The 23442-nt window shown below is 62.9% G+C and carries 30 protein-coding genes and 1 pseudogene; 13 read left to right on the top strand and 18 right to left on the bottom strand.

The genetic code is table 11. The features are described from left to right. Positions 1-16: 16 nt before the first annotated feature. The 5 genes from fliN to fliR are packed head-to-tail and all read left to right on the top strand — an operon-like array spanning position 17 to position 2964. Complete coding sequence (gene fliN / locus E1742_RS09815) at positions 17-436, top strand: flagellar motor switch protein FliN (RefSeq protein WP_134384705.1); 420 nt, start codon at positions 17-19, stop codon at positions 434-436. Next, a complete protein-coding gene (fliO, locus tag E1742_RS09820; protein WP_134384706.1) occupies positions 433-1101 on the top strand; it encodes a flagellar biosynthetic protein FliO in 669 nt (222 codons plus the stop codon). Before fliN ends, fliO begins: the two co-directional genes overlap by 4 nt. Next, positions 1091-1849: a flagellar type III secretion system pore protein FliP gene (gene fliP / locus E1742_RS09825; protein WP_134384707.1), complete on the top strand. Its 759-nt coding sequence runs from the start codon at positions 1091-1093 to the stop codon at positions 1847-1849. Before fliO ends, fliP begins: the two co-directional genes overlap by 11 nt. Positions 1850-1857: 8 nt before the next feature. Next, a complete protein-coding gene (gene fliQ / locus E1742_RS09830; protein ID WP_134384708.1) occupies positions 1858-2127 on the top strand; it encodes a flagellar biosynthesis protein FliQ in 270 nt (89 codons plus the stop codon). 6 nt (positions 2128-2133) lie between these two features. Continuing rightward, positions 2134-2964: a flagellar biosynthetic protein FliR gene (fliR, locus tag E1742_RS09835; RefSeq protein ID WP_134384709.1), complete on the top strand. Its 831-nt coding sequence runs from the start codon at positions 2134-2136 to the stop codon at positions 2962-2964. Between the two features lie 378 nt (positions 2965-3342). Here fliR and E1742_RS09840 read toward each other — a convergent pair whose 3' ends face one another. The 5 genes and pseudogenes from E1742_RS09840 to E1742_RS09860 form a co-directional block, all read right to left on the bottom strand. Then, positions 3343-3846, bottom strand: coding sequence for a hypothetical protein (locus E1742_RS09840; protein ID WP_134384710.1), 504 nt, complete (start codon positions 3844-3846; stop codon positions 3343-3345). A gap of 1 nt (position 3847) precedes the next feature. Then, positions 3848-4240 (bottom strand): hypothetical protein, encoded by a 393-nt coding sequence (locus E1742_RS26390; protein WP_206076743.1) that lies wholly within the window; start codon positions 4238-4240, stop codon positions 3848-3850. A gap of 178 nt (positions 4241-4418) precedes the next feature. Beyond that, complete coding sequence (locus tag E1742_RS09850; RefSeq protein ID WP_134384712.1) at positions 4419-5036, bottom strand: PAAR domain-containing protein; 618 nt, start codon at positions 5034-5036, stop codon at positions 4419-4421. An 80-nt stretch (positions 5037-5116) separates the two neighbouring features. Next, positions 5117-6266: pseudogene (locus E1742_RS09855) on the bottom strand (IS3 family transposase). 38 nt (positions 6267-6304) lie between these two features. Continuing rightward, entirely contained in the window at positions 6305-6571 is a 267-nt protein-coding gene (locus tag E1742_RS09860) for a hypothetical protein (RefSeq protein ID WP_206076744.1), read from the bottom strand. 450 nt (positions 6572-7021) lie between these two features. Here E1742_RS09860 and E1742_RS09865 point away from each other — a divergent pair, with 450 nt between their 5' ends. Beyond that, positions 7022-7594 carry a hypothetical protein gene (locus E1742_RS09865; RefSeq protein WP_134384713.1) on the top strand — a complete coding sequence of 191 codons (573 nt, stop codon included), beginning with the start codon at positions 7022-7024 and terminating at the stop codon, positions 7592-7594. A gap of 108 nt (positions 7595-7702) precedes the next feature. Here the strand turns inward: E1742_RS09865 and flgL are convergent, their stop codons facing one another. The 11 genes from flgL to flgB all read right to left on the bottom strand — a co-directional run bounded on the left by flgL (position 7703) and on the right by flgB (position 18677). Further along, positions 7703-8926 carry a flagellar hook-associated protein FlgL gene (flgL, locus tag E1742_RS09870; protein ID WP_134384714.1) on the bottom strand — a complete coding sequence of 408 codons (1224 nt, stop codon included), beginning with the start codon at positions 8924-8926 and terminating at the stop codon, positions 7703-7705. A 20-nt stretch (positions 8927-8946) separates the two neighbouring features. After that, complete coding sequence (gene flgK, locus E1742_RS09875; RefSeq protein ID WP_134384715.1) at positions 8947-10953, bottom strand: flagellar hook-associated protein FlgK; 2007 nt, start codon at positions 10951-10953, stop codon at positions 8947-8949. Between the two features lie 70 nt (positions 10954-11023). Then, complete coding sequence (gene flgJ / locus E1742_RS09880; protein ID WP_134384716.1) at positions 11024-11971, bottom strand: flagellar assembly peptidoglycan hydrolase FlgJ; 948 nt, start codon at positions 11969-11971, stop codon at positions 11024-11026. Positions 11972-11992: 21 nt separating this feature from the next. Continuing rightward, entirely contained in the window at positions 11993-13108 is a 1116-nt protein-coding gene (locus tag E1742_RS09885) for a flagellar basal body P-ring protein FlgI (RefSeq protein ID WP_134384717.1), read from the bottom strand. Between the two features lies 1 nt (position 13109). After that, positions 13110-13763: a flagellar basal body L-ring protein FlgH gene (locus E1742_RS09890; protein WP_134384718.1), complete on the bottom strand. Its 654-nt coding sequence runs from the start codon at positions 13761-13763 to the stop codon at positions 13110-13112. A 2-nt stretch (positions 13764-13765) separates the two neighbouring features. Beyond that, positions 13766-14548: a flagellar basal-body rod protein FlgG gene (gene flgG, locus E1742_RS09895; protein ID WP_134384719.1), complete on the bottom strand. Its 783-nt coding sequence runs from the start codon at positions 14546-14548 to the stop codon at positions 13766-13768. A gap of 117 nt (positions 14549-14665) precedes the next feature. Next, positions 14666-15409, bottom strand: coding sequence for a flagellar basal-body rod protein FlgF (gene flgF / locus E1742_RS09900; protein WP_134384720.1), 744 nt, complete (start codon positions 15407-15409; stop codon positions 14666-14668). Between the two features lie 134 nt (positions 15410-15543). Further along, complete coding sequence (locus E1742_RS09905; protein WP_134384721.1) at positions 15544-17082, bottom strand: flagellar hook protein FlgE; 1539 nt, start codon at positions 17080-17082, stop codon at positions 15544-15546. A gap of 76 nt (positions 17083-17158) precedes the next feature. Then, the gene (locus E1742_RS09910) at positions 17159-17842 is read right to left on the bottom strand and encodes a flagellar hook assembly protein FlgD (RefSeq protein WP_134384722.1); all 684 of its coding nucleotides are present in this window, start codon (positions 17840-17842) and stop codon (positions 17159-17161) included. 11 nt (positions 17843-17853) lie between these two features. After that, positions 17854-18258 (bottom strand): flagellar basal body rod protein FlgC, encoded by a 405-nt coding sequence (gene flgC, locus E1742_RS09915; protein ID WP_134384723.1) that lies wholly within the window; start codon positions 18256-18258, stop codon positions 17854-17856. A 2-nt stretch (positions 18259-18260) separates the two neighbouring features. Then, positions 18261-18677, bottom strand: coding sequence for a flagellar basal body rod protein FlgB (gene flgB / locus E1742_RS09920; protein WP_134384724.1), 417 nt, complete (start codon positions 18675-18677; stop codon positions 18261-18263). Positions 18678-18827: 150 nt separating this feature from the next. On the opposite strand from flgB, the gene flgA reads away from it, so the two are divergent. From flgA to E1742_RS09945, 5 genes are all read left to right on the top strand, one after another. Beyond that, positions 18828-19514, top strand: coding sequence for a flagellar basal body P-ring formation chaperone FlgA (flgA, locus tag E1742_RS09925; RefSeq protein WP_134384725.1), 687 nt, complete (start codon positions 18828-18830; stop codon positions 19512-19514). A gap of 94 nt (positions 19515-19608) precedes the next feature. Then, on the top strand, positions 19609-19953 hold the full coding sequence (gene flgM / locus E1742_RS09930) for a flagellar biosynthesis anti-sigma factor FlgM (RefSeq protein WP_134384726.1): 345 nt from the start codon (positions 19609-19611) through the stop codon (positions 19951-19953). A gap of 30 nt (positions 19954-19983) precedes the next feature. Further along, positions 19984-20430: a flagella synthesis protein FlgN gene (locus E1742_RS09935; protein WP_229466678.1), complete on the top strand. Its 447-nt coding sequence runs from the start codon at positions 19984-19986 to the stop codon at positions 20428-20430. Between the two features lie 346 nt (positions 20431-20776). Then, positions 20777-21121, top strand: coding sequence for a PilZ domain-containing protein (locus tag E1742_RS09940; RefSeq protein ID WP_134384727.1), 345 nt, complete (start codon positions 20777-20779; stop codon positions 21119-21121). A gap of 65 nt (positions 21122-21186) precedes the next feature. Beyond that, positions 21187-21402, top strand: coding sequence for a hypothetical protein (locus E1742_RS09945; protein ID WP_134384728.1), 216 nt, complete (start codon positions 21187-21189; stop codon positions 21400-21402). A gap of 53 nt (positions 21403-21455) precedes the next feature. Here the strand turns inward: E1742_RS09945 and E1742_RS09950 are convergent, their stop codons facing one another. Then, a complete protein-coding gene (locus E1742_RS09950; protein WP_134384729.1) occupies positions 21456-21932 on the bottom strand; it encodes a hypothetical protein in 477 nt (158 codons plus the stop codon). Continuing rightward, positions 21929-22228: a hypothetical protein gene (locus tag E1742_RS09955; protein WP_134384730.1), complete on the bottom strand. Its 300-nt coding sequence runs from the start codon at positions 22226-22228 to the stop codon at positions 21929-21931. Before E1742_RS09955 ends, E1742_RS09950 begins: the two co-directional genes overlap by 4 nt. A gap of 220 nt (positions 22229-22448) precedes the next feature. Here E1742_RS09955 and E1742_RS09960 point away from each other — a divergent pair, with 220 nt between their 5' ends. Continuing rightward, positions 22449-22988, top strand: coding sequence for a DUF4256 domain-containing protein (locus E1742_RS09960; protein WP_134384731.1), 540 nt, complete (start codon positions 22449-22451; stop codon positions 22986-22988). Next, entirely contained in the window at positions 22985-23434 is a 450-nt protein-coding gene (locus tag E1742_RS09965; RefSeq protein WP_134384732.1) for a helix-turn-helix transcriptional regulator, read from the top strand. Before E1742_RS09960 ends, E1742_RS09965 begins: the two co-directional genes overlap by 4 nt. Positions 23435-23442 lie beyond the last annotated feature (8 nt).

The following is a 23442-nucleotide window of genomic DNA, read 5'->3' on the forward strand; positions in this document are numbered from 1 at the left end:
AACGCAGGAGCGAAACATGTCTGACAACCAAGACGATCAAACAGCCGACGACGATCTGTGGGGTGCCGCGATTGCCGAGCAGGCCAAGGCCGAAGCGGAAGCGCTGCAAAGCCAGGCCGCGACGGCCGCCGTGTTCAAGGATTTCTCCAAGACGGCCCCGAAGACGGAAACGCACAACGATATCGACTTCATCCTCGATATCCCCGTCCAGCTGACGGTCGAGCTGGGCCGCACCAAGATCGCCATCAAGAACCTGCTGCAGCTGGCGCAGGGCTCCGTGGTGGAACTCGATGGCCTGGCCGGCGAACCGATGGACGTGCTGGTGAACGGCTGCCTGATCGCCCAGGGCGAGGTGGTGGTCGTGAACGACAAATTCGGTATCCGCCTGACGGACATCATCACCCCTTCCGAACGCATCCGAAAACTGAATAAATGACCTACGCGTCCTGCAAGGCGCTGTCGACGACGCTGCTGGCTGGCATTTTGCTGACCAGCAGCTTTGTCGTTTCTGCGCAGACCTCTTCCACGCCCGTCGTCACGGCGCCCATCAACCGTACCGTGGCGCCCGTCAAGGCAGGCGAACCGGCCACTGTGCCGGTCGACCCGGCCATTGCCGGCGCACCAGCCACCGCGCCCGTCGCCGAGACGCCGGACCCGGCCGCGCCGGCCCAGCCGCGCGCCACGACGCCGGAGCAGCAGGCCGCGCTGGCCGGCGCCCGGCCCGTCACGCCGACGGCCATGCCGGCCGCGCCGTCCGCTGCCGGCAGCCTGTTGCAGACCGTGGCCGCGCTGGCCGCCGTGCTGGCGATCGTCATGGGCCTGGCCTGGATGCTGAAACGCTTCGGGCCGAAGACCGTCACGGGCGGCTCGGCCGTCAAGCTGGTGGGCGCGATGTCGGTCGGCACGCGCGAGCGCATCCTGGTCGTGGAAGTGGGTGACCAGTGGATTGTCGTGGGCGCCTCCCCGGGGCGGATGAACGCGCTGGCGACGATGCCGCGCCAGGAAGCCGCGGCATCCATGCCGGGACCACATCCGAACCTGCCGGCCACGAATTTCTCCGAGTGGTTCAAACAGACGATCGAAAAGCGCAATGGCAAGTAATTCGAGGAATCTCTACTGCGCCGCTGCGCTGGCGGCCGGCCTGCTGGCGCTGCCGCTGATCGCGGGCGCCGCGCCGACGATCCCCGCGTTCACCACGAGCGCGGCGCCGGGCGGCGGCACGCAGTACGGCCTGACGATCCAGACGCTCATCCTGATGACGTCGCTGACGTTCCTGCCCGCGGTGCTGCTGATGATGACTGGCTTCACCCGCATCGTCATCGTGCTGGGGCTGCTGCGCCAGGCGCTGGGCACGCAGACGGCGCCGCCCAACCAGGTGATGGTCGGCCTGGCGCTGTTCCTGACGTTCTTCGTCATGGGCCCCACGTTCGACCGTATCTACACGGAAGCGTACCAGCCGCTGCAGGCCAACCAGATCACGATGCAGCAGGCGATGGAACGGGGCTCGGCGCCGTTGAAGACGTTCATGCTGAAGCAGACGCGCCAGGCCGACCTGGCGCTGTTTGTCAAGATCTCGCGCAGCCCCGCGCTGCAGGGTCCCGAAGACGTGCCGCTGCGCATCCTGATCCCGGCATTTATCACCAGTGAACTGAAGACGGCGTTCCAGATCGGCTTTGCCATCTTCATCCCGTTCCTGATCATCGACATGGTGGTCGCCTCGGTGCTGATGTCGATGGGTATGATGATGATGTCGCCGGCCGTCATCTCGCTGCCGTTCAAGATGATGCTGTTCGTGCTGGTCGACGGCTGGCAACTGCTGCTGGGCTCGCTGTCCCAGAGTTTCTACTAGGAGGCGCCATGACACCGGAAAGCGTCCTGTCGATGGGCCGGCATGCAATGGAAATCACGTTGATGGTGTCGGCGCCGCTGCTGCTGGTGGCGCTCGTCATCGGCCTGATCGTCTCGATCTTCCAGGCGGCCACGCAGATCAACGAACAGACCCTGTCGTTCATCCCGAAACTGGTGGGCGTGTTTGTCGCGCTGGTCGTGGCCGGTCCGTGGATGATTTCCGTGATGACGGACTATATGCGCGAGATCTTCACCGGCATCCCCAATATGGTCGGGTAACGGCCGATGCTGGTGCTCACCGCGGCCGAGATCAATACGTGGATCGCCGGCCTGATCTGGCCATTGACGCGCATCCTCGGCCTGATCACGGCCTCACCGCTGTTCGGCAACCCGCGCATCCCGCAGACCGTCCAGCTGAGCCTGGGCATCGTGATCGCCATCGGCATCGCGCCGCTCGTCCCTGCCGTCCCCGCCGCCGACCCCGCCTCATATGCCGGACTGCTGATCCTGGCGAAAGAACTCATCACGGGCGTGGCGATGGGCTTCGCCATGCGCATCGTCTTTGCCGCCGTCGAGATGGCGGGCGAAATCAGCAGCCTGACGATGGGCCTGGGCTTCGCCAGCTTCTTCGACCCGATGTCGCAAGGCCGCTCGTCCGGCATCGCCCAGTTCCTGACGTGGATCGCCACGATGTCGATGCTCGTTGCCAACGTCCACCTGCTGCTGCTGGAAGCCCTCGCCGAAAGCTTCTTCACGCTGCCGATCGCCAGCACGACCTTCCACGGCGGCGGCTTCTGGGACCTGGCCACGTGGGGCGCGAAAATCTTCAGCGCCGGCCTGCAACTGTCGATGCCCGTCATCGCCGCCCTCCTCATCACCAACGTCGCACTGGGCATCCTGACCCGCGCCGCGCCGCAGCTGAACCTGTTCGGCATCGGCTTTCCCATCACCCTGGGCGCCGGCTTCCTCGTGCTGATGATTGCGCTGCCGTATCTGTCGACGCCACTGATGAATCTGCTCGGATCGGGGACGGAGAAGGCGCGGCATCTGTCGCGGGCGTTTGCCGGTAAGGGGGATGTGCCGGCGAAGCCCATCCTGGCGCCGCCTCGGCAGTAGCCTTAGGGTGTCTGACCAAACTTCGCGACATATCTTCAAAAGATGAGTGTTAAGGAAAGCGAGAGGAAGGCCTGCTTGATAACTCGTTGCACAGCGCTATTTTGCTGTTGTCCGCCTTTCGGGGTCTACGGCAAGTTGGAAGATGAGCTTCTATAAAGCGCAGAAGGGTCTTAGGAACAATCGGTTCGGCCATGGCATCGCTTCGTATGCGTACACGGCCGTTCTTAGCGCCCGGTTCCCGGCCGCTTACATCCGCTCCGCCCCAATCTGGCGCAACGCGGGAAAACACACCTGAAGGCGGCCGTAGCGGTAGCGGGCATCACAGCGATGGATAGCCGTACACGTTGTAAAGCGCCATTGGCCCAGTTAGCCGGGCGACTATTGCGCAGTGGACTGGACTTCGCCCGGGCTCCCCATTTCACTGATACGCTTGAGGGTAACGCGTTTGAACACCGGCTTGCATTGACCACAGTAGAAATCCCTGATACCGACCTTCCCGGAAATCGACTGCGGACGCACGACCCCGCTGAAGGTGAGCACTTGCAAAGCTTCGCGGTCGGGCGCTCCTTTGACGGGATTGCTGGCAAGACCGCTTGAGTATTCGGCGATAAAGGTCAGCAATTTTTTCTTCGGATCGTATGTCAGTTTTTGAATGGTTGCGGGGGCCGGTTCGGAGCTGCCGATGGCGACCATGACCTGACCGAACGTTTCCGCTTCGCGTTGGTAGAGCGCAACATTGTATCCAGAAACAAAATGTGGATCGTCAGCGCCTTCGGTCTGCATATTCGAATAGTAGCCGAGCAGGCGCGCCGACGCCGGCTCTACAGCGCGCGCCGTCGGAACGAGGCATGCGGCGATCAAAAAGGTAGCAAGAAACTTCATATCAGTGTCCGGTGGTTGACCAGTGCGGTTTGTCAGCATTTCCGCCGACGAATTTTTTGACGCCATACGTCAGTCCAACAGCTTTAAGCTGCAGGTTCATGCCGGTGCGCGGCATGGTGTTGATCTCCGTGATCGAGCCATCCTTGTTGGCGATGTTCAGCGTGCCGGTCCAGGTAATCGACATGTCGATCGCTTCGCCTCTTGTATGCAAGGTGTTTAGGGCGGGCGGTGTATTCGCGGCCAGCCCTCCGATACCGAACCCGGCCGACATCTGGCGCGCCGCGTTCACGGAAGCCGCCAGCGTAGGGTGGTCCCATTTAATGTTAACGCCTGCCATCGGCGGTACCATCGCCGGATCGAAACCGTTCTTTACGATCCTGTGTGCCCAGTGCATGAGGTATGCGCGTTCAGGTGGTCGGTAGGTCGCCGCTATGGTCTTGACACCCCCTGCCGCCTCAATCGCAGCAATGAACGCGTTACAGTTGTCCCGGAAGTCAGGCTTAAGAGTTGATGTTTCGCGGCTACCCGGAAAGCGGCCGCACCACACAGGACCGCTGAGCTCAGGCGCGACGCTAACAGTCGCAGGCGTAGTGTTCGTGGTCGGTGTGAGCGGTGCTGTCGTGTTCATAGTAGGGTACTTCTATCGTCGCGTTCTGTGGGTGGTCCGAGCATGCCTTTTCGGTCATGCCGTCGGCGTCCGTGGTACCTATAAGCTCAGTACCGTCGTCCAGGGTGATACGGTAGCGCGTATACGCAAGCGCCTTTCCTGTCGATTCATCCTGAACACGGAAGGCGAGGTCGAATTTGTGATCATGGTGAGCGTCACCCGCAGGCGACGTGGCGGGTATTTCACCGAGGGCTGCGTCAAGGGCAGCAGACGTGGCGGCTGCCGGGGGGCTGACTGTTCGCGGCGCAGCGCCACCGCTATATTCGACAGTGTCGGTAAACTGGGTAGCGATCAAGACAGCCCCGCACGCTGTTTTCATACCCGCAAGCGCCACTCCCTTCCCGTAGAAGGTAGTGGTCATGGCACCCTCGCTGATGGGGAACGTACCTTTGCATTTAGGACAATATGTTTTATGTCCGATAAAGGCAATCGGCTTGCCGAAACAGATGTCGGTAGGACTTCCTTCAAGTACCGTTCCGCCGTGACTCGTCGGATCACCGAGCCTGATAATTTCTCCTGCCATGGGTGCACCATATAATATTAAGTGCCAGAGCCTAACATGCTCTTACCTATTTGTCACTGAAGTGAATCGCCACGAGTTTTCTAGACACTCGCGAGCCGCTTGAAATACTGCTTTTCATACTCGACCGGCGACAAGTCATTGCTGAAGCTGTGCCGGCGCTTTGGATTGTAAAACATCTCGATGTAATCGAAGACATCCTGCTTTGCTTCTTCCCGAGTGCCGTAGGTCTTGCGCCTGATTCGCTCCCGTTTCAGAAGTTGGAAGAAGCTCTCGGCCACGGCGTTATCGTGGCAGTTTCCGCGTCGGCTCATGCTCTGCTGCAGGTTGTGCTCGGTCAGGAAGTCGCGCCAGTCGTAGCTGCTGAACTGACTGCCCTGATCGGAATGCACCATCACCGAATTCTTGGGCTGCCGACGCCAGACAGCCATCAATAGCGCGATCATGCCAGCTCGCGATCGATTCGGGAACTTATCGACCAGCCGACCACCTGACGCGAGAACAGATCAAGCACTACGGCCAAATACAGCCAACCCTCATGCGTGCGGATGTATGTTATGTCCGTCACCCAGATGCAATTCGGTTCTGCTACATCAAATTGGCGCTGCAAGTGATTTGGTGCCACCAGCGATGGTGCGCCGCCGCGTTTGTACTTGCGCTTGGCATAGCCTGTCTGCGAGCCAATCCCAGCGGAGCGCATCAGCCGATGGACGCGGTTAATGCCGCACTGCTCGCCAAGCTCGCGCAGATCGTCGCTGACCTTGCGGTAGCCGTACACGCTGCCGCTTTCAAGTCACGATTCCTTGATAGGGATGAGCAGACGCTTGTCTTCCTTGGCACGCTTACTTTCAGGATTCAGACGCCATGCATAAAAGCCACTCGGATGCACTTCGAGCACTTTGCACAGCCGGCGCACCGGGAATTGGTCCTGTAACTGAGCAATTAAGGTGTACCTTACCCGGACGTCTTGGCAAAGTACACCGCGGCCTTTTTCAATATGTCACGCTCCTCCGTGACGCGTTTGAGCTCGGCCTTCAGGCGCCGCATCTCGTCAGACTGAGCATCGACAGCCTTTCGCTCCGCCTCGGGCACGCCATAGCGCTTCGTCCAGGCGTACAGGCTATGGATGCTTACTCCGAGCCGCTCCGCCACCTCACTCGCTGGGTGCCCACGCTGGGCTACCTGCTTAACTGCTGCAATCTTGAATTCCTCTGTGTACCGCTTGCCGCTCATACGATCTCCTTTTGCCCGATATTATGGCTCAGAAGTGTCTACAATAGTCGTGGCGATTCAAAGGTGGGATGCAGATCCACCCGTTGCCGCAGCGCTTTGAGCAGTTGCCCGAGAGTCGCTTTAGAGTGCCGCTCAAGCAGGGTCTGAAGCTGCTCTACAGTCAGCAGTGGCTCGCCTTGCAGTGGGAACGTCAGGCAAGTGCCCATCAAGCGCTCGACACTCTGTCCGGCGATCACCGCAATGCCCAATGTCTTCAGAACATGATCCTGGACAGGCTTGTACCCTGATTGGACTTCGTCTTTCATGATCTCCTCTCATCCAGCGAAATGCGCTGAATGGCTGCGTCGCAGTATAGTTTAGACCTAGCGCCCAGCACATGACGGGTTAGCGTCCGTCTTAGGGCGCCGCTACGCTGGCCCGACTGAACCACCGTTGATCAAATGTACAAGGCCGATAGTGACAAGAGCCTCTGGAACACAAAGTCTTGGCCATCGCAGACATTTGCAAGCCGCCTGACAATGGTTACTTCTGGCCGAAAGCGGCCGCCCACAATGCCTCAGTGTACGGTGTTGTTGTTCTCAGGACAAGCGGCGAGTTTTGTCTGGAGATTTTATTTACACCTCTGGAGACAGTCCATCATTACTGCGCCGGACAGGCAATGTGCAGAGAGGTCATAATTGGGCCGCTCGCCGTTCGAAACGCCTCAGAAACTACGTTATCAGTATAAGTATGCTTATCAGAAAATCGAAGACTTTATGAAGACCATTGCCCGAATTGTTTTTGTTATTGGCGTCTTTCTGGCCTGGGTCCTTCCGTTGGCAGCCGTACCGTTTGTCAACATAATGCCGTATTTATTCAGCTCGACATTTGGCGAGCGCTTTCTGATATCACTGGCCACGACTGCCCTGCTTGCGGTCTGCTGGTGGTTCGCATGCAACGACGGCAACCGGCGCTCGCTCGTAAGCCCCCGACGGGCGAGGAAGGATGCACTGAACCTTGCGCTTGGCACCGTGGCGGTCACCTGCATCCCCGCGATTCTCGGCGCGAATGTCTTGGGAATATTCGTGACAGGACTCAAAAACCAACCCGTCAGACACACGCTGGAAGTCGTTGACATTACGGAGAAAACACGAAAGGAGCCTCGCACGCGATGGGAGCTGGCGTGCGCGCGAAGTGAGGCGCGCTTTGAAGTGGTGCTCGCGGACAAAATGCTGGCCGTCCCGGCTGTGCAAGTGGGCTCGCGGGTCACGCTGTCCGGACGGCGTAACTTCGTGGGAACGTATGTGGAGCAGGTGGCGGTGACGCCTAAGGCCGAGCCCACCTGTTGAGACGCGTCACCTGACGCTTGTGGGCCGATGATGCGTGCAGGTATAGCCGGGAAAACGATCAACCACGCGCCCGGGCGGTTGGCGGGACATGCCTGCCGCCCCCAGCGCTTAATTGATGTAGTTGAACAGCGAAAGACTAGTAGCAGTCTTAAAAGTCTGCTGCGCCGCCTGCAAACTGGTGGTCTGCTGCGCAAACCGCGAAGCGGCTTCGATCGGGTCGACTTCGATCAGGTCCGACACCTGGGTCTGGTACTGGATGTCCATTTCCGAGCCGGCCGAGTCCAGGTAGTCCAGTTCCTTGCCGCGGGCGCCGACGGAGGCGCGGACGGACAGCACGTTATCCGAGGCGTTCTGGATGTTCTGGTTGGCTTCATTCAGCGCGTTGGTCAGCTTGGCGCCGGCCGTCGGGCCCGTGCCCGTCGAGCGCAATGCGTTGATGACGTTCTGGATCGACGTGAAGACGGACTGGTTCTTGCTCGGTTCGACGGCGAACTGGTCGCCGGCGGCGGGCTCGCCCTTGACGTCGAACGTGATGCCTTCGAACGTGATCGGCTCGCCGGCCTTGTAATCCGTTGCGGGCAGCACGGGCGTGTTGCCGTTGGTGACGTCGACAACGGAATACTGCATCTTGCCCGTCGTGGCGTCTTTTGCGAACGACAGCGTGTAGTCGTGGCCCTTGACCGTCCCCGTCACGGTGCCCGGCGAGATGATGCCCGTGCCGGTGTTGCCGGCGCCGGTCGGCTTCGTCAGGAACGTGCCGTTGCCCGTCAGGTTGCGCTCGAAAATGGCGCTGCCCGAGGCGCTGATGGCCATCTTGCGGCCCGATCCCACCTGCAGCTCGCGCTCGCCCTGGTCGCCGTAATAGTCGGCGCCGGTGGCGGTCTGGGCGAACGGCAGCGTGTTGGTCTTGTAGCCGGCGAAGACGTAGCCGCCCGTGCCGTCGGCCGTGTTGGCCTGGCCCAGCAGGTCGCCCATGCGCGCTTCCAGGTCGACGGCCAGCGCTTCGCGGTCGGCAATCGACAGCGCCGGATTGCCGGCGTACAGAATGGTGTTCTTGACGTCGGTCAGTAGCTCCCCTACCGTTCCAAGCGTGGTATCGACCTGCGCCAGCGACGACAATGCCGTCTGGCGGTTGGTCTTGTACTGGTCGTTGATTTCCAGCGACTGCGTCACTTCCAGTGCGCGCGCCGAGGCGACAGGGTCGTCGGCGGGCGTCAGCACGCGGCGGCCCGTCGACAGCTGCATCTGGGTCTTCAGCATGTTCGATTGCAGCGTGCCCAACTGGTTGGTGCCGCGGTCGTACATCATGCTGGTGCTGATACGCAAACTCATGGTCCTGTTCCTTCCTTCGATTACCGGATCTGCAGCAGCGTGTCGAACATCTGACCCGCGATCTGCATCACCTTGCCGGCGGCCTGGTAGGCCTGCTGGTAGCGCAGCAGATCGGCTGCTTCCTCGTCCAGATTCACGCCGGACACGCTTTGCTGCGACGCCATCGCCTGGTTTACCGTTGTTTCGGCAGCCGCGCTGCCGACCTGCAGTTCACGCGTCTTGTTGCCGACGTAGTTGACGGAGGCCGCATAGCTGCCCTGGAACGTGGCGCTGTTGCCGTTCAGGATATTTTTCGTTTGCAGGCCGGCCAGCAGCACCCCGTTGCGACCATCGCCCACGCCCGTCGTGTTCGGGCCGACGGTAAACTTGTCGCCCTGCTGTGGCGTGCCGCCGATGGCGAAACTCATGCCGTTGTAGCTGAGCGTGGCGCCCGTCTCGAAGCGCACCGGCGTGCCCGGCGCGAACGATTCCGTCGTGCCGTTGGCCCGCGTCAGGACGACGTTGGTCGTCCGGCCTGCCGGGAAGCCCGCCAGCTCCGGCCGCGTGTCCGCGCCTGCGGGAGCCGGCTGGAGCGTCAGGTCCATGGGCGCCGCCAGCGCATTGCCCGGCGCCAGGTAGGTCGCATCGACGGTACCGGCGCTGATCGTGCCGGTGCCCTTGTTGCCGACGGGCGTGGACGTGGCGATCGGCGCCGCCAGCGCGACCTTGTGGTAATCCGTGATGGCCACGCCGAATTCGGCTGCGGCCGTGTACGTGGGGCGCACTTCGAAGCGGTCGCCCGTCTGCGGCGTGCCGGAGAAGTTGTACGTGACGCCGTCGATTTCCATCGACGTACCGGCCGGATTGGCCAGGATCGGTGCGACGGCCGGGTTCAGCGGCGTGCCGTCGGCACGCTCGATGTTGTAGTAATTGTTGCCGCCGGCGGTGGTGACCTTGACCTTGTAGTCGGCGCCCGTCAGCTTTGACGCATCCGTGACGGTGCCGTCGATCTTCGCCGTGCTCAGCGGCGAATTGCGCGTGTCGTAGCCGATATACGCCTTGATGGGCTTGAAATAGTCGCCGCCCGGCTTGCCGTCCAGGTCCTGGCCCAGGCGGTGCTGGTCGTTGAACGCATCCGTCATCCCGGCCGCGATCAGGCCGATCTGGTTCTGCACGCGATCCAGGGTTTCGTTGCGGAACGCCATCAGGCCGCCCAGCGCGCCACCCGTGAAGGTATCGTCCGGCAAGGTCGACACCTTGCCGGCCGTCTGGTAACCCACGACGGTACGGCCGGGGTCGGTCGTCGACGGGATGGCGGCCAGTTGCATGCTGCCGACGCCGACGACCAGCGGCTGGCCCGAGCCGATCGACACGTTGAGCATATTGTTGTCGCTCGGCAGCACGGTGACCTTCACTTGCTGGTTCAGGTCGCGGATCAGCTGGTCGCGCTGGTCCAGCAGGTCGTTCGGGGGATTGAGCGGGTCCATCGTGGCCGCTGCGATCTTCTTGTTCAGGTCCGCGATCTGGGTGGTAAACGCATTGATCGAGTTGACGGTCGATTCGACGGAGCTGTTCACGCCTTCCTGCAGTTCCGACAGGCGGCCCGACACTTCATGGAAGCGCGCGGCCAGCGTCTGCGACGACGACAGCATCGATTCGCGCGCGGCCTGCAGCGACGGCGTCGAGTTGGCCGTCTGCACGCCCTTGAAGAAGTCCTGCAGCGCCGGCGAGAGGCCGATGGTGCTGTCGGACATCATGTTGTCGATCTGGCTGATCTGGCCCAGGTAGGCGTCCACGGAGCCCTGGTTGGCCTGGGCGTTCAGCACCTGGGTGTTCAGGAAGTTGTCGTAATAGCGCTTGATCTGAGCAACCTCGGTGCCCGTGCCGATATAACCGACGCCCTGGTTAATCGGTGGCAGCGTCCCCTGGACGATGCCCTGGCGGCTGTAGCCGGGCACGCTCGCATTGGTAATGTTGTGACCGGTCGTGGCGAGGCCCGTCTGGGCCGCCATCAAGCCGGTCTTGCCGATGCTGAGGAGGTTGCTCATGTGGTCTGCTCTTTCCTGTCTGATCTAGGTAACGACGCAATCGCGGAAAACTTGAATGCCTGCACAGTCATCAGACCAGTGTCTTGTTGATAACGGCCGCCAGCTTGCTGGCGTAGTTCGGGTCGGTGGCATAGCCGGCCTTCTGCAGGTTGCGGGCGAACGCCGTGGCATCGCCGCCGCTGGCCAGCACTTTTTCGTAGCGCGGATTGTTCGTGATCAGCCTGGCGTAATCCTTGAAGCTGTCCGCATAGCTGTCGTAGGCGCGGAAGCGCTCGATCCTGCGGGTGGGCTGGCCGTTCACGTATTCCGTCGTGGCCACGTCCACCGTCTTGCCCTTCCAGCCGGCGCCGGCCTTGATGCCGAACAGGTTGTGGCTGGTGCTGCCGTCGGCAGCCTTGATCTCGCGGCGGCCCCAGCCGCTTTCCAGCGCCGCCTGGCCCAGCATGAACTTGGCCGGCACGCCGGTGGCGCGGCTGGCTTCTTCCGCGTGGGCGGACAGTTTGTCGGCAAATGCCCGCACGTGCGCATGGCGCGACGTGCTGGCCGTCGTGGCCGCCGGTGCCGCCGCCGCATTGGCCGCGGCGTTGCCGCCGGCGGCCGCAATGGAACGCTGCAGCTTGGCCGCGTCGATCATCGAACGGGTCAGGCCGCCTTCGGGCATGGCCGCGTCCGCGCTGATAGCCGCGTTGTTGCCATTGATCCCCGCCGTCTTCGACAGCTGGCGCACCAGCACGTCCGCCAGGCCGATGCCTTTCTTGGCAATGTTCTGGCTGGTCTGCTGGTCCAGCATCGTCGTGAACATCTTCGTCTGCTCGTTGTCGAGCATGCCTTCCTGCGGCGTCGCGTCGCGCATGCTCTTCAGCATCATGTTGACGAACATGGCTTCGAACTGCGTCGCGGCAGCCTTGGTCGCTTCAGCCGAGCCCGCCCTGGCGCCCTGGCGCAATTCGGACAGGCCCTTGCTGTCGATTGCGAGGCTGGCGGTAAGGTCTTTGGGGGTGCTCGTCTGACGGATCATGGCTGCCTCGATGACTTATTGTTAGATGATTTCCAGCTCGGCGCGCAGCGCACCGGATGCCTTCATGGCCTGCAGGATGGCCAGCAGGTCTTGCGGCGACGCGCCGATGGCATTCAGCGCCTTGACGACGTCGGCCAGCGCCGCCCCGCCCTGCACCATCAGCACCTTGCCCGGCGCCTTCTGGATGTCGACCGAACCGGGGTTCGTCACGGCCGTCTGGCCGCCCGACATGGCGTTCGGCTGGCTCACCTGCGGGTCGGCCGACACGGCCACCGACAGGTTGCCGTGCGAGATCGCGCACGTCTGCAGCGTCACCGCCTGGTTCATCACGACGGAGCCGGTACGCGCGTTCATGATGACCTTGGCGGCCAGCGCGGACGGCCGCACGTCGATGTCTTCCAGCTGGCCGATGAACGTCACGCGCTGGTCCGAAGCGGACGGCGCCTGGACGCGGATGACGCGGCCGTCCAGCGCGTAGGCGATGCCCGTGCCGTACTTGTTGTTGATGGCTTCGACCACACGGCTGGCGGTGGCGAAGTCCGTGCTGTTCAGTTCCAGGCGGATCTGGCCGCCCTCGCCCAGTGCCGTCGGCACGGCGCGTTCGACGGTGGCGCCGCCGGAAATGCGGCCCACCGACAGGTGGTTGACGACAACCGAGGCGCCGCCGCCGGGCGACTGCGCGCCGACGCCGCCCACCAGGATATTGCCCTGTGCCATGCCGTAGATGGCGCCGTCGGCACCCTTCAGAGGCGTCATCAGCAGCGTACCGCCGCGCAGGCTTTTCGCATTACCCATCGACGAGACGGTCACGTCCAGCATCTGGCCCGGCTGGGCGAACGCCGGCAGCGACGTGGTGACCATGACGGCCGCCACGTTCTTCAGCTGCAAATTCGTGCCAGGTGGCAGGGTCACGCCCATCTGCTGCAGCATGGCGGCGATGCTCTGCACGGTGAACGGGGTTTGCGTGGTCTGGTCGCCGGTGCCGTCCAGGCCCACGACGATGCCGTAGCCCATCAGCTGATTCTGGCGCACGCCCGCGATGGTGGCGAGGTCCTTCAGGCGCTCGGCATGGGCGACCGGTGCCAGCAGAGCAATGGAAACGCCCAATGCAGCGAGGGTTTTGGCAAGGATGGTCATATCAGAACGGCAGCAGGCTCAGGAAGAAACGCGACGCCATCGACGACAGCTCGGCGCGGTCCAGGTGCGTATTGGTACGGTACTCGACACGGGCGTCGGCAATGGCCGTGGACGACACGGTGTTGCCCGCACCGATCGAGTCGGGATTGACGACGCCGGAGACGCGGATGAATTCCGTGCCCTTGTCCATCGACACCTGCTTCTCCCCGGCGACAACCAGGTTGCCGTTCGACAGCACTTCCACCACCGTCACACCCATCGTGCCGGTAAACGTGTTCGAAGCCGTCTGGCTGGCCGCATCGGCCGACTTGTTTTCCGTGCTGGTGCCGATATTGGCGCCCAGTCGGCCCTGCAGCGGACCCGGGATGCCGAAGTTGGCGCTGCCGGTGCGGCTGTTCGAGCTGGCGCCGTTCTTCACCGCCGACGTACGCTCGGTGATGTTGACGTTCAGGATGTCGCCCACGTGACGGGCACGACGGTCCTCGAACGCGGGACGGTAGCTGGCGGTCTGGTAGATTGCGCCGTTGGCGGTCGCTGCCGTCTGCAGCGGCGGGATCGGCCGTGCCGACGTAGGGCCGGCAACGATCGTCGTCGGCGTGCTGGCGCAACCGGCCAGCGCGGCAAGGATGAAGGCGGAAAGAGCGAGCTTATTCATGATTACATCTGCGACAGTTTCTGCAGCATCTGGTCGGACGTGGTGATGGCCTTCGAGTTGATCTCGTACGCGCGCTGCGTCTGGATCATGTTGACCATCTCTTCGACCACGTTGACGTTGGACGTCTCGACATAGCCCTGCAGGATGACGCCGGTGCCGTTCTGGCCCGGCTGGTTCTGCTGGGCGGCGCCGGATGCGCCCGTTTCGACGTACAGGTTCTCGCCCAGCGACTGAAGGCCGGTCGGGTTGATGAACGTGGCCAGTTGCAGCGAGCCGATCTGTTGCGCGGCCGCCTGGCCGGCCAGTTGCACGGAGACGGTGCCGTCCTTGCCGACGGTGATGTTGTCGGCGTTGATGGGGACGGTGATCGGCGGCTGCAGCACGTAGCCGCTGGAAGTGACCATCTGGCCGTTGTTGTCGCGCTGGAACGAGCCGTCGCGGGTGTAGGCCGAGGTGCCGTCCGGCATCAGCACGGTAAAGAAACCGTTGCCGTTCACCATCAGGTCCTTGTCGTTGCCGGACGCCTGGGGGTTGCCCTGGGTGTGGATGCGCTCGATCGTGACGGGACGGACACCGGTACCGATCTGCATGCCCGACGGCAGCTGGGTCTGCTGCGAGGAATTGGCGCCGGGCTGGCGCACGTTTTGGTACAGCAGATCCTCGAACACGGCGCGCGACTTCTTGAAGCCGTTGGTGCTGACGTTGGCGAGGTTGTTCGACACCGTGTCCATCTGTGTCTGCTGCGCTTCCATGCCGGTCTTGGCAATCCAGAGCGAACGAATCATGTGCTTTCTCCCGTAATGCCGGCGAAGGGAGGCTCCCCCCGTCCGGACAACTGGAAGCTCTGGCACTGACTGACCTAATGAGCTTCCTCCGATGAAAGCATTATGCGCGGCAACGAATCAATTCAAAGCGAGGATCTGGGTGGCTTTCGCCGCGTTATTCTCGGCGTTCTTCAGCAGGCTCATTTGCGTGTCGAACGATCTTGCCAGGGCGATCATATTGACCATCGCATCGACCGGATTGACGTTGCTGCCTTCCAGGCAACCTTCCGCCACGCGCACGTTCGGGTCGGCCGCGGCCGGCTCGCCGGAGTTCTGGCGGAACAGGCCGTCGTCGCCGCGCACCAGTCCCGAGGTCGGCGGATTGACCAGCTTGATGCGGCCCAGCACGTTGGCCGGACCCGGCTGGGTCTGGCCGTTGTCGATGCCGCTGACAGTGCCGTCGGCGGAGATCGAAATGTCCATGTTCGGCGGCACGGCGATGGGGCCGTTCTCGCCCTGCAGCATCTGGCCGGAACTCGTCTGCAGCATGCCGTTTTCGTTGATCTTCAGGCTGCCGTTGCGGGTGTACGCTTCCGAGCCGTCCGTCGACTGCACGGCCAGCCAGCCTTCGCCCTTGATGGCAACGTCGAGCGAGCGGCCCGTCGTTTCAATGGGACCGGCACGGAAGTCGGCGCCCACGGTGTCGGCCACCACGAACGTGCGCGTCGGCAAGCCTTCGGACACGACGGGAACAGCGCGGAACGCGTCGATCTGGGCACGGAAGCCCGTCGTGGTGGCGTTGGCAAGGTTGTTCGACGTGGTGGCCTGCTGGTCCAGGATGTGCCTGGCGCCGGTCATTGCTGTGTAGACGAGTTTGTCCATGGTGTGCTCTGTATGGCACAAAGTGCCGTTGACGATGGATGAAGCGGTCGCGCAGTGCCGGGGTCGGACCCGATGGGTCCGACCCCGTTTTTCCGTCGCGGACTGCAACAGCTAAGCGGGCAGGCTTACTGGCATTAACGCAGATTCACCAGGGTCTGCAACACGGAGTCTTCCGTCTTGATCGTCTGCGCATTGGCCTGGTAGACGCGCTGCGCGGTGATCATGTCGACCAGCGCTTCGGTCAGGTCCACGTTCGACGCTTCGACGGACGACGCGCGCAGCTGGCCCATGCCGCCCTCGCCCGGCACGCCGATCTGCGGCACGCCGGAACCGGAGCTTTCCGCCCACGCGTTGTTGCCCAGCGGGGTCAGGTTCTCGACGCTGGTGAAGTCGGCGAGCACGATCTGCGCCAGCGGACGGGATTTACCGTTGCTGTACTGGCCCAGGATGACGCCGTTCTCGTCGGCGGCGAAACGCTGCAGGCTGCCGGACGAGTAACCGTCCTGCGTCGACATCTTTTCGCTGGTGGCCGTGCCGTACTGCGTGGTGCCGTCGAACGTCGTCGTGATCGGGATGAGCAGTTCGGAACCGTTGTCCGGGTAGACCGGCAACGTGATTGTGAATGGCATCGTCGTCGGCGGCGTGGCCGCGGCCATTGCAGCCGTGTCGAGCTGGCCCGACGTGGAAAAGCGCAAGGTGCCCACTTTCTTGGCCTGAACGTTGACGGCGCCCGCAAACGCGGACTCGATCATTGCCGGCGTGTAGTTTGCCATATTGCCAATATCGGTCGTGCCGTTGTACAGCGCGCTCACGGCTGCGGTGACGGAAGCCGGCGGCGGCGGCGTCAATCCATTGAGCTTGGCGGTCACGGCGGCGCCCAGCGCGTCGGCATAGGCGACGCGGGCAGCGGTCGGATCGGTGCCATTCGCCAGGGCGTTTTGCAGCGCGGTGCGCGCAGCGGTAACCGTTGGGTCTGTTGCCGTTGCCGTCATGATGGCCTTGGAGTCGACTTGCACGCCGTCGTTGGCGGCATACACGTCCCAGTCGCCGCTGCCCAGGCTGACGTAATACATGCCCATCGTGTGCTCGTTGCCCAGCGAGTCGTATACCGGCATCACCGTCTGTTTCGTGTACGACGTCGGGTCCGTTGCGTCGAACGGCTGCGTCTTTGGTGCCGTCGAGTTCGAGCTCAGGTTGATCTGGAAGTTCGCCTTGGTCGTCTGCACCGGGGCCAGGTCGGACGAGTCGATCGTGATCGGCACGGGTGCGCCCTGCAGGATGACGCCGTCCTTGTTGGCCAGATAACCCGTCAGCGCCGCGCCCTGGGCGTTGACGATGCCGCCGTTCTTGTCCATCGAGAACTGGCCGTTACGGGTGTACTGGATGGCGCCGTCCACCGTCGTGCGGAAGAAGCCGCCGCCGTTGATGGAAATGTCCAGGGGATTGTTGGTCGTTTCGATATTACCTTGCGTGAACTGCTGCGCCAGGCGCGCCACCGTCACGCCGATACCGGGATTGTTGCCGCTGATACCGTTCAGGGAATTGGCGTACAGGTCGGCAAACTGCGCTTCCGAGCTCTTGAAGCCGACCGTGCTGGCGTTGGCGATGTTGTTGCCGATGACGTCGAGCGACTTGGCTGCGCCGTTGAGACCGCTAAGACCTTGTTGGAACATGATTTTCCCCTGTCAGAGATGGGCTGGAACTGATTTGAATGATGAGGTAACGGCGCTGGTGTTCTGGAACCGCGCGTTACAGAACCTGTTTGATGTCGTCCATGGTCAATTGACCGAGGGACGGCACGTTGAGCTTGGCGCCAGTGGGGCCCGTCGAGACGCTGGCGACGGTGCCGAAGGCCAGCGTGCCGGCATCCGTCAGCGTCTTGCCGCCGGTCGAGGCCGTCAGGGCCAGCGTATAGTTGCCGTCCGCGGCCGTGGTGCCGTCGGCCAGCTTGCCGTCCCAGATCAGGGGCTGCACGCCCGGCTCGACCGCCTGCATCGAAATGGTATGGACGACCTTGCCGCTGGCGTTGCGGATCTCGACATCGACCTTGTCCGCATACGAGCCCAGCTCGACACCGAAAATCCCCTTGCCTTCCGCGACCTGCATCGTCTTGCCGGCGGCCAGGACGCCGTGGTTGATCATGTTGACGGCCTGGGCGGAATTGCTGGCCGCATAGTCCGACTTCAGCGACGCCAGCGTGTCGTTCAGCTTGTTGATGCCCGTGACCGTGTTCAGCTGGGCCAGCTGGCTCGTGACCTGGGCGTTATCCAGCGGGTTGAGCGGATCCTGGTTCTTCAGCTGCGTGATCAAGAGGGTCATGAACTTATCCTGCTCGGCGGAGATCTTGTCGCCCGACGTCGCTTCCTTCGGGTTGACGGCGTTCATCAGTGCCGAGGCCGGCGACGTAGCGTTGTTGGTGGTGGTAATCGACATGGCAGCCTGGATTATTGACCGATGGTCAGGGTTTTCATCAGCAGCGACTTGGCTGCGTTCATCGTTTCCACATTGTTCTGGTACGAGCGGGAAGCGGACAGCATGTTGACCATCTCGTCGACGGTGTTCACGTTCGGCATTTCGACATAGCCTTTCTCGTCGGCCAGCGGGTTCTTCGGGTCGTACATCATCTTCATCGGCGACGGGTCTTCGATCACCTGCTTTACGCGCACGCTGGTGGCCGTGTTGTCCGCGCTGGGCGTTGCTTCGAAGACGACCTGCTTGGCGCGGTAGGCCTGGCCACTGGCGCTGGTGGCGCTGTCGGCATTGGCGAGGTTGCTGGCCACGACGTTCAGGCGCTGCGACTGCGCGCTCATCGCCGAGCCGGACACATTAAAGATATTGAACAGAGACATGATTACTGTCCTCCCTGGATCACGGACAGCAAGCCCTTGATCTGGCTGTTGATGAAGTTGACGCCCGCTTCGTAGCGCAGCGCGTTGTCGGCGAACTGGTTGCGCTCGACGTCCATGTCGACGGTGTTGCCGTCCACGGCGCCCTGCACGACACCGCGGTACTGCAGCGGCGTGCCGTCGGCCGTCGTGCCGGCACCTTGCGGCGGCAGCGGATAGTGCTTCGGCGCCGTCGTCGTCAAAGGCCCGCCCTTGTTGACATCGAGCGCCGCCTGCAGCGCGGATGAAAAGTCGATATCGCGGGCCTTGTAGTTGGGCGTGTCCGCATTGGCGATATTGGAAGCGAGCACGCTCTGGCGCGTCGAGCGCAGGCTCAGTGCCGTTTCGTTGAATCGCAGGTGATCGTCGAGTTTGCCTAGCATTTTACGCTTCCTCCATCGGTAACAGGATCGATGATACGGATGCTCCACGGCAAATAAAGCGATGAGAAGCACGACCTTTCCCGTCCTGTTCGCCGCTTTCGTCCGGCCGCCACGGCCTATCATGGCAACATTCACGCAAAGTATTGCCACATGAAAACTCTCACTTCAGCACTTTTACTGTCAGCGATTACGGGTGCCGCCTCCGCTGCGCAAATCCAGGATCCGGCCAAGCTGCGCCAGACCGTGGACCAGTTCCTGCAGGTGCAAAGCGCAGGCCTGCCCGGCAAGGTGACGGTCACGGTCGGCAACGTGGACGGGCGCATGAAGCTGGCCGCCTGCCCCGCCCCGGAAGCGTTCCTGATGCCGGGCAGCAAACCATGGGGCAAGACAACGGTGGGCGTACGCTGTGCGGCGCCCTCGCCTTGGACGGTATATATCCAGGCGAACGTGTCCGTGCTGGGTCATTACATCGCTGCCGCATCGCCCGTGCCGCAAGGCCAGCCGATCGTGGAAAGCCAGCTGGCGACGATCCAGGGCGACCTGACGACGCTGCCGGCCAGCATCGCCACGGACAAGGCGCAGGTGCTTGGCCGAACCAGCAATATTGCCATTTCCGCCGGCATGCCGCTGCGGCTCGACAGCCTGCGCATCAAACCCGTCGTGCAGACGGGCCAGCTGGTGCGGCTCGTGTCGAGCGGACCCGGTTTTAAGGTATCGGCGGAAGCGAAAGCCGTGGCCAACGCCGCGGACGGCCAGGTGGTGCAGGTACGCACGGCCGGCGGACAACACATCAGTGGAATCGCCCGCGCAGGCGGAATGGTCGAAGTAGCATTTTGAAAATTTCGGCCGGGGACGCTAAAGTTCGCGCCACCCATGCCGTTATAGGACTCGTACACCGGAGTAAAAGCTCCCACCAGACGAGGAAGATGCTGTGAAAATCAACGATCCATTGAAGAGCAACAGTTTGCCGGGCAACACGCCGGCAAACAACGCCCGCACGAACGCGGCCGCGACGGCGGACACCGCCGGCACCGCGGCCAGCACGGCGGCAAAGACGACCGCCGCCAACGTGGCGCAGGCCGGCTCGGACAATGTACGCCTGTCCTCGCAAGGCCAGGCGCTGGCGGCAAGCAGCAGCAGCGGCGTGTTCGACACGAAGAAGGTCGAACGCATCAAGCTGGCCATCGCCGATGGTCAGTTCCAGGTGAATTCTGAAAAAGTGGCAGATGGCTTGCTCGATACGGTCAAGGATCTGCTGCACTCTCGAAAGCGATAGGACATGATGAACGGTGCCCCCCATACTCCCATGCACAGCCTGCGGGCCGAGCACAAACTGATCACCGCGCTGCACGACGTGCTGCGGCAGGAACAGGAGCTGTTGGTGGCCGCCGATATCGAGAGCCTTGACAAGCTGACGCCGCGCAAGGCCGAACTGATCAACGAAATGGCCTTGCTGGCCAACCAGCGCCACCGCGCGCTGGGCGCCGCCGGTTGCGCACCGCGCGAAGCCGGGATGGAGACGTGGCTGGACGCCCACGGCACCGAGGACGACCGCAAGCTGTGGAACGACGTGCTCGGCCAGACCCGCGAAGCCAAGGAACTGAACCGCCTGAACGGCATGCTGATCAACCGCCAGATGAGCCACACGCAAGGCGCGCTGCAGGCGCTGCGCCCGCAAGCGCAAGCCGGCGTCTACGGCCCCAGCGGCCGCACCGCGACCAACACGGTGTCGCGCGGGTTTGTTGCGCGGTGAGCGGTTGGGACATGCAAGAACAGAACCGGGCGCTGCCCGGTTTTTTTCGCCCCGCTATCGACCCGCTCCAGCATGAAAACCGGTGACAGGCTCCGGTTTTCATTCGCCTGCCTTACCCGGTGACTGGTTCCGTTTCAAACCGGAACGAGTCACCAGTTTCTGGAAAATCGATTCCGCGCATGACCCCGCCGTTCTCGTTACCGAGCGGAACAATGTGTGAATGAAGACACTCTTCGGTATTGCACTTGCCCGATGCGCGGCTGCGTGCCGTTGTGCGGTATGCTGTCTATACGCTTCTCGAATGAGAAGCATCTTTTGATCGAGAACTTAACCGGTGCCAGAACCGATGTCGGAAGAACGCCGCGCCCACGTGCGCCGGCTGCTGCAGGTCGATGCATTCGTGACCACCGAAGGTCTCGAGCAGCGCTGGCGCGCGCAGATCATCGACATCGCCCGCATGGCCACGGGCTTCATCACCGCCGAGGAGTTGCCGGAACGGACCCGCTACCGCCTGCAGTTTCGCTTTCCCGGCAGCGACATCCAGGACGAAGTCGAGATGACGCTTGTCTACTGCCATACCGTCGGCACGCAGGGGCGCTTCCACTACGGCGCGCGCATCCTGGCGGTGTCGCAGGAATGCGTCGATCGTATCGTCGAATACGTCACGCGCGGCAATCCGCGCATGCGCTAGCGGCGGTTACAATCGCTAACAAGCTCGCTGGGAAGCGCCCTGGCGGGGCTCGTAAAATCGTTTTCATGAACCGGCGCGCCGACTCCTCCACTGCCGAAAAACTGCATATCGCCCTGCTGACGAAAGAGGCCTTCGGCCTGGAAGCAGCGGAGCGGTACATGCGTTTTTCCGGCCTCGACCCGCGCCAGCTGAACGATGTACTCGCCCGCACGGCCGAACAGCGCAGGGCCGCCACCGCCTTCGGCGACTCCCATCCCGACCGGCGCTCGCGGCCGCGCTGAACTCGCCCCGCACCGCGGAACTCAGCGTTCCCGTAAGGGTAGTGTATCCGGCGCTAACGTGACGAAGGCGAAGCCATCCGGCGGATCGAATCCAGAGTTCGGCTGGCATCGAGCGAAACCGTTGCCTCGCGGCGCGTCAGTGCAATCGGAACACCGTCCGGCCCGGTGCAGGTCATTGCGGCAGCGGCCTCGTTGTGTAGGCAGATCACCGCCGGAATGGCACGTCCAGCCTTGCTGCTGGGCAGGAATGGCTGGGCCGTCAGCGTTGCCCCATCCAGCGTGACGCGAACGGGAAATCCGATGGACGGGCGCGGCCCGGACTGACCGCCGTCCTTGCCATCGACATGCTGCAACGGTGCGGCTGAACCGATCATCATGCCCAAACCGTCAGCGTCCAGGTGCATTTCCGTCCGGGTCCCGGTATCAGAGGCCGTCGCCCAAACGCCCGTGACGCTGTCTGGCAGTCCGCCCGCGGCGTTGGCGCAGCAATGCAACAACGCCGCGAGCGCGAGAATAGCGCTTCGCATCATGCGCCGGCCGCCTTCAACCAGTCCCGTCCGCGCGCATCCAGTGCGCGGGCAATGACGTCGGGCGGCAGCGTGTAGACGGTGGCCCAGCTGGCGCGGCCGTCCGCCGTGTTCGACGGGAAGCTGGCCGTCTCAATGGGCCAATGGTACTTGCGTTTCAACGCGCGGACGATGGCGGCCAGCGTGACACGCCCGCGCAAGGGTTCGGCACCGAGCTGGTCGGCATTGGATAACAGCACGGCAAGGACGGCCCCGCGCGCGGTGCGCGGACCGGGGAAGACAGGAGTTTTCTGTGGCATGGCGCCATTCTAGCGGCACAGCACCGCACGCACCCATGAGCACGTGTCCACCTCGGGGTCACACCCCTACAAGGACACGGACTCAGCAGTTGGGAATAGATGAGCTCGTGCCTATGTCGGGGGGTGACCCCAGGGTGGACACGGACTGGGCTATGACCTTGGCTTTGGCACGCGAGGACGATTGTGATAGCTTTGCATCGGTTCGCTTCCGGAGACTACGATGACGGCTGATCAGGCGTTGCTGCAGGAGTTACAGGCGCGGTTCGAGCGCAACATGGCGCGCCATCGGGGCGTCGCGTGGGCCGATGTGGCAGCCCGGCTCGACGCCGCGCCTGCCGCATTGACCGCCCTGCGCGCAATGGAGGACAGTGGCGGCGAGCCGGACGTTGTCGGCCACGACGAGGGCACTGGCCGCATCGTCTTCTGCGACTGCGCCGCCGAAACGCCGGCCGGACGGCGCAGCCTGTGCTACGACGGCGCCGCGCTGGCGGCGCGCAAGGAAGCGAAACCATCCGGCAATGCCGTCGACATGGCAAAGGCGATGGGCATCGAGCTGCTGACGGAAGAGCAGTACCGCGCGCTGCAGCAGCTGGGCGACTTCGACCTGAAGACATCGTCCTGGATCGTCACCCCGCCGGACATCCGCAAGCAGGGTGGCGCCCTGTTCTGCGACCGGCGCTACGGCCGCGTCTTCACGTATCACAACGGCGCGCAGTCCTACTATGCCGTGCGCGGCTTTCGCGGCGCGCTGACCGTATGAACGACACGAGGCGCCTGCAGGAGCTGGTGCGCCTGCGCCGCGTGCGCGACCGCATGGACCGCGAGTATGCGCAGCCGCTCAATGTCGAGGAACTGGCGCGGGGCGTGAACATGTCGGCGGGCCATTTGAGCCGGCAGTTCAAGCTGGCCTATGGCGAATCGCCCTACTCCTACCTGATGACACGCCGCATCGAGCGGGCGATGGCGCTGCTGCGCCGCGGCGACATGAGCGTGACGGATGTCTGCTTCGAGGTAGGCTGTTCGTCATTGGGCACATTCAGCACCCGCTTCACGGCGCTGGTCGGCGTGGCGCCGTCCGTCTACCGCGGCGAGTCCGCCAACGCCACGATGGGCATCCCACCGTGCATCGCCAGGCAAATTACGCGTCCGGTCAGGAATGAAGAAGCGGCGCCGCCAGCGCGTCGTTATGCTGGCATCTTCAGATGACGAACCAG

Origin of the sequence: Pseudoduganella plicata (genome assembly GCF_004421005.1) — a bacterium.
GTDB lineage: Bacteria > Pseudomonadota > Gammaproteobacteria > Burkholderiales > Burkholderiaceae_D > Rugamonas > Rugamonas plicata.